The sequence below is a fragment of the Inquilinus sp. OTU3971 genome, assembly GCF_038440215.1.
On sequence record NZ_JASATH010000268.1, the window covers coordinates 1 to 8,459 of the forward strand.

Here is an 8,459-nt window from a genome sequence, read left to right on the forward strand (position 1 = left end):
TGGTGGGGGGGCCCTCTTGGTGGTTTTACACCCCGGTGGGGGGGGGGGCGGGGCCCCCCCAGACGTTGAGACAATCGCCGGTGGCCGTGTTGGCCAGCGCCATGTTGCCGGTGAGCGACCAGATCTGCGAGGCCGCCGGCGCGCCAGTGACGGTTTGCATCGTGATCGAGTTGTTGACGGAGGCAGGCGCGGTGATCGCCAGCGACAGGTCGGCCGCGTTGCGGATCGAGCCGTCCGGGTTGAACGCCCAGAGCTGGCTCAGGGTGCCGGGCCGGAACACCTGCGTGGTGGGCTGCGCCTGCGCTTCGACGATGCCGTCGGAGAAGCCGATGACGAAGTTGCCGCTGACATTCTTGGCGTCCGGGGCATTGGTTTGGAGGGATACCCACTGCGGGACATATGGTTCCAGAATGAAATAGGCGCCGGTGTTGACTGCCCCGGTATACGGATAAAGGATGATGATCGTCCCGGCCGCCATCGTGTTGTAGTTGACATTCAGGTAATAATCGAACGGCGGCCCGGCCGTGTTGTTGAAGGTTATGGATGTGGTGTGGCCGGCCGGGGACCCGCTCGCGATCTTCCAGATCCATTGATTTTGGTAAGCCGTGACCGGGGTGCAGGCGATCGCCTGGAAGCTGAGGTCGTAGCGCTGGCCGAAATTATAGCCGATCGCCAAGGCCGGATTGGCGGCGCTGCAGATCATCGTGCCGCCGTCGGTCTCGCTGAGGAACCAGAGCTGGTTCGCATTCGGTATGGGCGCCTGCAGCGTCGGAAGCTGCTGTGCGGCCAGCTGGAGCTGGTACGAGGTGGGCCAATCGGGGATCGCCGGGCTGATCGCGCCGCCCAGCTCGACCACCATCGGGCCGGCCGAACTGTATTTGGCGGCGCTGTACGTCGCCTTGAGAAAGAACAACTGCGGCATGGCAAGCTCCCCGTCGGGCATGTCGTCCTGGGCCGGGGCGCCCGACATCCGTCGTCGAGGCTGACGGTCGTCGCATCGATACCGGCTCCGGAGCATGCGTTGCGGCGCGTCGCGGCGCCGGAGCTATAATCATATCCGAATATGCGCCGAGACGTCAGGTCCAGATTGATGGCATCGTCGGGCCCGAAGCGGGTGGGCGGCGCCTTTCGGGCGCCGTTCCCTCGCGCCGGAGAATTGCCCTATCGTGTCGGCGGGGAGGCGCGAATGCCGGAGGCGTCGGATCTCATCGCCGGGCTGGGCTGCTGGAGCGGGCGCGTCACCATCGCCCCGCTGGCCGGCGGGCTGACCAACCGCAACTACCGGGTCGATGACGCCGCCGGAGCCCATGTCGTGCGGCTGGGCGCCGACATCCCGCACCATCACATCCTGCGCTTCAACGAGCTGGCGGCCAGCCGCGCCGCCGCCTCCGCCGGAATCTCGCCCGAGGTCGAGCACGCCGAGCCCGGCATCCTGGTGACCCGCTTCGTCGCCGGCGAGACGCTGACGCCCGAGCGGGTGCGGCGGCAGGCACCGCGGGTGCTGGAGCTGGTGCGCCGCGTGCATCGCGAGATGCCGGCCCATCTGCGCGGCCCGGTCCTGGCCTTCTGGGTGTTCCATGTCGTGCGCGACTACGCCCATGCCCTGGTGGGCAGGCGGCCGGCGGCGGAGCTGGCCGGGCTGCTCGGCCGCGCCGCGCAGCTGGAGGCGGCGGTCGGGCCGGTCGAGCTGGTGCTGGGCCACAACGACCTGCTGGCCGCGAACTTCATCGACGACGGCCGGCGGCTGTGGCTGGTCGACTGGGACTATGCCGGCTTCAACAGCCCGCTCTTCGACCTCGGCGGCCTGGCCTCGAACAACGGCTTCCCGGCGGCGGAGGAGGCGGCGATGCTGGCCGCCTATTTCGGCGCGCCGGCCTCGGCCGATCTCTCCCGGCGCTACGCCGCGATGAAGGCGGCGTCGCTGCTGCGCGAGGCGATGTGGAGCATGGTGTCGGAGATCCACTCGACGCTGGAGTTCGACTACGCCGCCTACACCGACGAGAACCTGCGGCGCTTCGACAGCGCCTGGGACGATTTCCAGAGGATGTGACATGACCGCCTTCCCCACCCAGGCCCGCGCCGTGGTCATCGGCGGCGGCATCGTCGGGGTCTCGACCGCCTATCACCTGGCCAGACTGGGCTGGGCCGACACGGTGGTGATCGAGCGGCACAAGCTGACCTCCGGCTCCACCTTCCACGCCGCCGGCCTGGTCGGGCAGCTGCGCTCCAGCGCCAACATCACCCAGCTGCTCGGCCATTCGGTGCGGCTCTACACCGAGCTGGAGCGCGAGACCGGCCTGGCCACCGGCTGGAAGATGAATGGCGGCCTGCGCCTGGCCTGCACCGAGGCGCGCTGGACCGAGCTGAAGCGCCAGGCCACCACGGCCCGCAGCTTCGGGCTGGAGATGCATCTGCTGTCGCCCAAGGAGGCGCAGGACCTGTGGCCGCCGATGCGGGTCGACGACCTGGTCGGCGCCGCTTTCCTGCCGACCGACGGCCAGGCCAACCCGTCCGACATCACCCAGTCCCTGGCCAAGGGCGCGCGCATGGCCGGCGCCACGATCTGGGAGGACACCGAGGTCACCGGCATCGAGACCAGGGACGGGCGGGTGGCGGCGGTGCTGACCAGCCGCGGCCGCATCGCCTGCGAGGCCGCGGTGAACTGCGCCGGGCAATGGGCCCGCGAGCTCGGCCGCAGGGTCGGGGTCAACGTGCCGCTGGTGTCGGTCGAGCACCAGTACATGGTGACCGAGCCGATCGAAGGCGTGACCCGCACCCTGCCGACTTTGCGCGATCCCGACCGGCTGACCTATTGGAAGGAGGAGGTCGGCGGGCTGGTGATGGGCGGCTATGAGCCGAACCCGATCGCCTGGGCGGTCGACGGCATCCCCGACGGGTTCAACTTCCAGCTCCTCCAGCCGAACTGGGACCATTTCCAGCAGATCATGGAGCTGGCGTTGGGCCGCGTGCCGGCGCTGGAGACGGCGGGGGTGAAGGAGCTGATCGCCGGGCCGGAGAGCTTCACCCCGGACGGCAACTTCATCCTCGGCGAGGCGCCGGAACTGCGTGGCTTCTATGTCGGCGCCGGCTTCAACGCCTTCGGCATCGCCTCGGGCGGCGGCGCCGGCAAGGCGTTGGCGGAATGGGTCGCGGGCGGCGAGCCGCCCTACGACCTGTGGCCGGTCGACATCCGCCGCTTCGGCCGGGCCCAGGCCGATGTCGACTGGGTGCGCAAGCGGACGCTGGAGCTGTACGGCAAGCACTACACCATCGCCTGGCCGAACGAGGAGCATGCCAGCGCCCGGCCGCTGCGCCGGTCGCCGCTCTATGACCGGTTGAAGGCGCAAGGCGCCTGTTTCGGCGAGAAGCTGGGCTGGGAGCGGCCGAACTGGTTCGCGGCACCCGGCGAGGTGGCGGAGGAGATCCCGGGCTTCGGCCGACCGAGCTGGTTCGAGGCGGTGGCGCGCGAGCATCGGGCGACGCGCGAGGCGGTGACGGTGTTCGACCAGTCCTCCTTCGCCAAATTCGCTTTGGTCGGCCGGGATGCGGAGGCGGCGCTGTCCTGGATCTGCGCCAACGACGTGTCGCGGCCGCCGGGCACACTGACCTACACCCAGATGCTGAACGCCCGCGGCGGCATCGAATGCGACCTGACCGTCGCCCGGCTGGCGGCGGACCGCTACCACATCACCACCGGCACCGGCTTCGCCACCCACGACTTCGACTGGATCGCGCGCCATATCCCGGCGGGCGCTGACGCGCATCTGGTCGACGTCACCTCTTCCTATGCCGTGCTCAGCCTGATAGGGCCGAAGGCGCGGGACGTGCTGCAGGCGCTGACCCGCGACGACGTCTCCAACGCCGGCTTCCCCTTCGGCCGGGTGAAGCAGCTTGCCATCGCCGGCGCCCCGGTGCTGGCGCTGCGCATCACCTATGTCGGCGAGCTGGGCTGGGAGTTGCACATCCCGACGGAATTCGCTGTCGGGGTCTATGAGGCGGTGATGGCGGCGGGGGCGGAGCACGGCATCGCCAATGCCGGCTACCGCGCGATCGAGACGCTGCGGCTGGAAAAGGGCTATCGCGCCTGGGGCAGCGACATCGGGCCGGACCACACGCCGTTCGAGGCCGGGCTGGGCTGGGCGGTGAAGCTGAAGACCGCCATCCCCTTCCTGGGGCGTGAGGCGCTGGAGGCGCAGCGCGGCCAGCGACTCAAGAAGATCCTGGCCACCGTCACGGTCGACGACCCCTCGGTGGTGCTCCTGAGCCGCGAAACCATCCTGCGCGATGGCAAGCCGGCCGGCTGGCTGTCCAGCGGCGGCTTCGGCCACACCCTCGGCAAGCCGATCGGCCTCGGCTATATTCGCGACCCGGCCGGGCTGGACCGCGAGGCGCTGCCGGCCAGCCGCTACGAGCTGGAGGTCGCGACCGAGCGGGTGCCGTGCCGCTTGCATTTGGAACCGCTCTACGATCCGCGGATGGAGCGGGTGAAGGGATAGGGCAGGCGGGTCAAACGGGCAGGGGGGCGTCCGGCTTCACATGGGCGATCGACGCGTAGGTGTGGGTCTCCCGGACGCCCGGGAGGGGCAGGATCACCCGCTGCAGGAAGTCCTGGAACGCCGCAATATCGGCGATCCGGGCCTTGACCAGATAGTCGAAGCCGCCGACCACCATGTGGCACTCCAGGATTTCCGGCGCGCGCCGCACGGCCTCGGCGAAATGATCGAAGACCTGCGGGGCCGTATGATCGAGCCGGACCTGGATGAAGACCAGCGTCCCGCGCCCAAGCTTGCGAGGGTCGAGCACGGCCCGGACCGCCGTGATGACCCCGTCACGGAACAGCCGCTTGACCCGCTGGCTGGTGCCGGTCGGGGACAGGCCCACCCGGCCGGCGAGGTCGAGGGTCGTCCGGCGCCCATCCTCCTGCAGCAGCCGCAGAAGCGTGCGATCGACTCCGTCGAGGTCGCTCATGTCAAAAGCACTTTCCAATAGGCACTTCAGTTTGGGTTTCACTCGGAATTCGTAAAATCAACGTATTTTGTCGCGCGAACCGTCGCAATAGCCTCATCGGCATCAGAACCATTCTTGCCGGTTCCCGATCGGGCCGGCTCTCAGGAGGTTGAGGATGCCGAAGGCCGAGGCTGCTGCGACCGGCGGGGCTCTCCCGTCGCTGTCGAAGGGAGAGACCAGGATCTTGACGTTGAGCGAGGCGGATGTGCGGGCATGCATCGACCCGCTGCGACTGCTGGATGCCCTGGCCGCCGGCTTCAGGGCCTTGGTGCTGGGCCGGGTCGTCACCCCGGCGCGGCCGCAGCTCGACATCCCGCAGGCCGGCTATTCGCTGGCGATGCCGGCGTGGACGGTCGGCATGAATCTGACGGTGAAGATCGTAAACGTCTTCGAAGGAAACATCGGCAAGGGCATTCCCAGCCATCTCGCTACAATCCACCTGTTCGACCCGGCCAGCGGCCTGCCGGTCTGTATCATGGACGGCACCTACATCACGGCGGTCCGAACCTCCGGTTCCGCGGTACTGTCGGTGCGCGAACTCGCCCGCCGGAACGCCAGGGTGGCCACCGTGGTGGGGGCGGGCGTGCAGGCTGACCAGCATCTCGGGCTTCTGCCGCTGGTGCGGGATTTCGCGGAGATCCGTGTCGTCTCGAAGCGCTTCGAGGATGCCGAGGCCCTGGCCGCGCGCCATCCCGGCGTCGCTCCGGTGGCCGAACTGGAAGCGGCTGTCCGTTCATCCGACGTGGTCTGCCTGGCGACCCATTCCTATGAGCCGGTGATCGATGCCGGCTGGGTCCGGCCGGGCACGCATGTCTCGTCGGTCGGGGTCGCGCCGCCGGGCGGCGAATTGCCGGTCGCCCTGGTGCATGGGGCCACGCTCTATGTCGAGACCAGAGACGCCTTCGAACCCACCCCGGTGGGATCCTGCGAGCTGGCTGGCCTCGACCCGGACACGGGCATCACGCTCGGCGACATGCTGCTCGCACGCCGGCCGGGCCGTGTCTCGGCGGATCAGATCACGGTCTACAAGGCGATGGGGACGGCGATGGAGGACATGGTGGCGGCAGACCTCGCCTATCGCCACGCCCGTCGGTCGGGCAGGGGCACAATGATCACCCTGTAAGGGCCGTGGGTCAGGTCGATTCCGCCCCGAGCGCGCCGGCCGTGCGGACAAACCTCTGGACTTCAAGTTTAGTTGAATTTGTAGCGTGCCCCGACTCACCACCATCGAGGGGCACATCATGGACCAACTCCGCATCGGCCTGATCTATGGCAGCGTCCGCGACGGCCGGTTCTGCGACACCGTCGCCGGCTGGGCGGCCGGGGAGATCGAGCGGGCCGGCGGCTTCGCGCTCGACCCGATCGACCCGCGCGCGCTCGGCCTGCCGGATTGGAGCGGCCGGCGGGATGGGGAGGGCGTCACCGCCTTCCGCGAGCGCATCGACGGGGCCGACGCCTTCGTCGTGGTCACGCCGGAATACAACCACGCCTATCCGGCCGTGCTGAAGTTCATGATCGACTGCGCCTATGCCGAATGGCAGGCCAAGCCGGTGGCCTTCGTCAGCTACGGCGGCATCTCCGGCGGCTTGCGGGCGGTGGAGCAGCTGCGCCTGGTCTTCGCCGAGCTGCACGCGGTGACGCTGCGCGACACGGTCAGCCTGGCCTTCGCCCCGCGCCGCTTCGACGCCGCCGGCCGGCTGATCGAGCCGGAGCAGACGACCGCCGCCATGGCGGTGATGCTGAAGGCGCTGCGCTGGTGGGCGACCACGCTGCGCCAGGCCCGCGCCGTCGCCCCCTATGCCGAGGCGCTGGCGTAGGTTCCGACAAAGAGAGCCCCGCCGGAGGGGGCGGGGCTGAGGGGTCCAGTGGTGGAAGGGAGCTCTCGCACCCCCCCAACAGAGAGACGATGCAGGGCCAACCCTTATTCCGAAATTTTTGAATTGGCTGCTCACCGCGATGAGCGGGCGAAGGTGGCCAGCGCGACGCCGCCCAGGGTCAGGGCCAGGGCGCCGATCTCGCGCAGGCCGAACGGGTCGCCCAGCAGCGCCACCGAGGCGAGCACGCCGACCACCGGCGCCAGCAGCGCCCCGATGGTGGCGACCGAGGCCGGCAGCCGGCGCAGCGCCGCGAACCAGCAGACATAGGCGAGGCCGAAGGCGAGGGCTCCGCCATAGACCAGCGCCGCCCAGGCCTTGGCCTCCAGCCCGGCGAAATCCGGCTGTTCGAGCAGCTGCCAGAGCAGCAGCAGCGGCAGCAGCCCAAGCCCGGTCTGCCACGCCACCAGGGCGGTCGGCGGCATCGCCACCGGTGCCCGCTTGGCCAGCACGGTGCCGAGCGCGAACAGCATCGACCCGGCCAGGGCGAAGGCCACGCCCGGCAGCTTGGCAGCGACGCCGCTCTCGCCGGGCGAGCCGTGCGCCACCAGCAGCACGATGCCGGACAGGCCGAGCACCAGGCCGACGCCGCGGCGCATGGTCGGCCGCTCGCCCAGCAGCGGCCAGGCCAGCAGCGCGGCCCAGATCGGCAGGGTATAGGCCAGGATCGTCGTCTCCGACGCCCGCAGCCACAGCAGCGACAGGGTGGTCAGCGCCATCCAGGCGGTGACGTTGAGCGAGGCCGCCAGGCACAGCCGGCCCCATTGGCCGCGCGGCGGCACCAGGGATTCGCGGCGGGCGAGGGCGATCGCCAGCACCAGGGCGGTGCCGATCAGGCCGCTCGCCGCCCGCACCGAGAAAGGCGGCAGCACGGCCACCAGATACTTCACCAGCGGCCAGTTGAAGCCCCACATCAAGCTGGTCGCGACCAGCAGGCCGAGGCCCTGGACCGTGACTCCCGGTGCCGTGGATGCGGCGTTCGTCGTCATCAGGCCGTGGCCCGCTAGACGATCACGGGGCTCTGCAGCCCGTCCATGGTGATGGTCACGCCGGTGAGGTAGCCGGCCCTGGCCGAGGCCAGGAACAGCACGGCGTCGGCGATCTCCTCCGGCTGCGCCCCGCGGCCGAGCGGGATGCGCGACACCGCCCGCTGCCGCGCCTCCTCCAGCGTGATGCCGTGCAGCCGGGTCTCGGCCTGCAGCCCCTCCGCCACGCGCTCGGTCTCGGTCAGGCCGGGGTTGACGCCGACGACGCGGATTCCCTTGCCGGCATAGGCGGTGGCGAGGCCGGCCGTGGCCAGCATCAGCGCGGCGTTGGCGGCGCCGCCGGCGATGTGGACCGTCGACGGCACCTTGCCGCCATTGCCGATGACGTTGACGACAACGCCGGTGCCGCGCGTGGCCATGCGCTTCACCACCGGGTCGATGACGTTGATGTAGGAGAAGAACTTGGCGTCCATCGCCGCCTTGTAGGCGGCTGGCGTCAGCTCCTCCGCCGGGGTGCGCCGGGCGGCGCCGGCCGAGTTGACCAGCACGTCGATCGGGCCGCGCGCGCGCGCGGCCGCGTCCACCCCCGCCC

Annotated in this window: 8 protein-coding genes; 4 read left to right on the plus strand and 4 right to left on the minus strand. The window is 69.9% G+C overall.

What is annotated here, in order from left to right; genetic code table 11:
* Positions 1–25: 25 nt before the first annotated feature.
* Positions 26–922, minus strand: a complete 897-nt coding sequence (locus AAHM41_RS37155; protein ID WP_342241672.1) for an RICIN domain-containing protein — start codon at positions 920–922, stop codon at positions 26–28.
* Positions 923–1,186: 264 nt separating this feature from the next.
* On the opposite strand from AAHM41_RS37155, the gene AAHM41_RS37160 reads away from it, so the two are divergent.
* Positions 1,187–2,050, plus strand: a complete 864-nt coding sequence (locus AAHM41_RS37160) for a choline/ethanolamine kinase family protein (protein ID WP_342241673.1) — start codon at positions 1,187–1,189, stop codon at positions 2,048–2,050.
* Between the two features lies 1 nt (position 2,051).
* On the plus strand, positions 2,052–4,496 hold the full coding sequence (locus AAHM41_RS37165) for a GcvT family protein (protein ID WP_342241674.1): 2,445 nt from the start codon (positions 2,052–2,054) through the stop codon (positions 4,494–4,496).
* 10 nt (positions 4,497–4,506) lie between these two features.
* On the opposite strand, the gene AAHM41_RS37170 is transcribed toward AAHM41_RS37165, so the two are convergent.
* Complete coding sequence (locus tag AAHM41_RS37170; RefSeq protein ID WP_342241675.1) at positions 4,507–4,968, minus strand: Lrp/AsnC family transcriptional regulator; 462 nt, start codon at positions 4,966–4,968, stop codon at positions 4,507–4,509.
* Between the two features lie 154 nt (positions 4,969–5,122).
* Here AAHM41_RS37170 and AAHM41_RS37175 point away from each other — a divergent pair, with 154 nt between their 5' ends.
* Together AAHM41_RS37175 and AAHM41_RS37180 are read left to right on the plus strand one after the other, a co-directional pair.
* Positions 5,123–6,130 carry an ornithine cyclodeaminase family protein gene (locus AAHM41_RS37175; protein ID WP_342241676.1) on the plus strand — a complete coding sequence of 336 codons (1,008 nt, stop codon included), beginning with the start codon at positions 5,123–5,125 and terminating at the stop codon, positions 6,128–6,130.
* An 85-nt stretch (positions 6,131–6,215) separates the two neighbouring features.
* Positions 6,216–6,824: an NADPH-dependent FMN reductase gene (locus AAHM41_RS37180; RefSeq protein ID WP_342241677.1), complete on the plus strand. Its 609-nt coding sequence runs from the start codon at positions 6,216–6,218 to the stop codon at positions 6,822–6,824.
* A gap of 131 nt (positions 6,825–6,955) precedes the next feature.
* Here AAHM41_RS37180 and AAHM41_RS37185 read toward each other — a convergent pair whose 3' ends face one another.
* Together AAHM41_RS37185 and AAHM41_RS37190 are read right to left on the minus strand one after the other, a co-directional pair.
* A complete protein-coding gene (locus AAHM41_RS37185; RefSeq protein ID WP_342241678.1) occupies positions 6,956–7,870 on the minus strand; it encodes a DMT family transporter in 915 nt (304 codons plus the stop codon).
* 14 nt (positions 7,871–7,884) lie between these two features.
* A partial coding sequence (locus AAHM41_RS37190) for an SDR family oxidoreductase (RefSeq protein ID WP_342241679.1) occupies positions 7,885–8,459 on the minus strand: 575 nt, incomplete at its 5' end.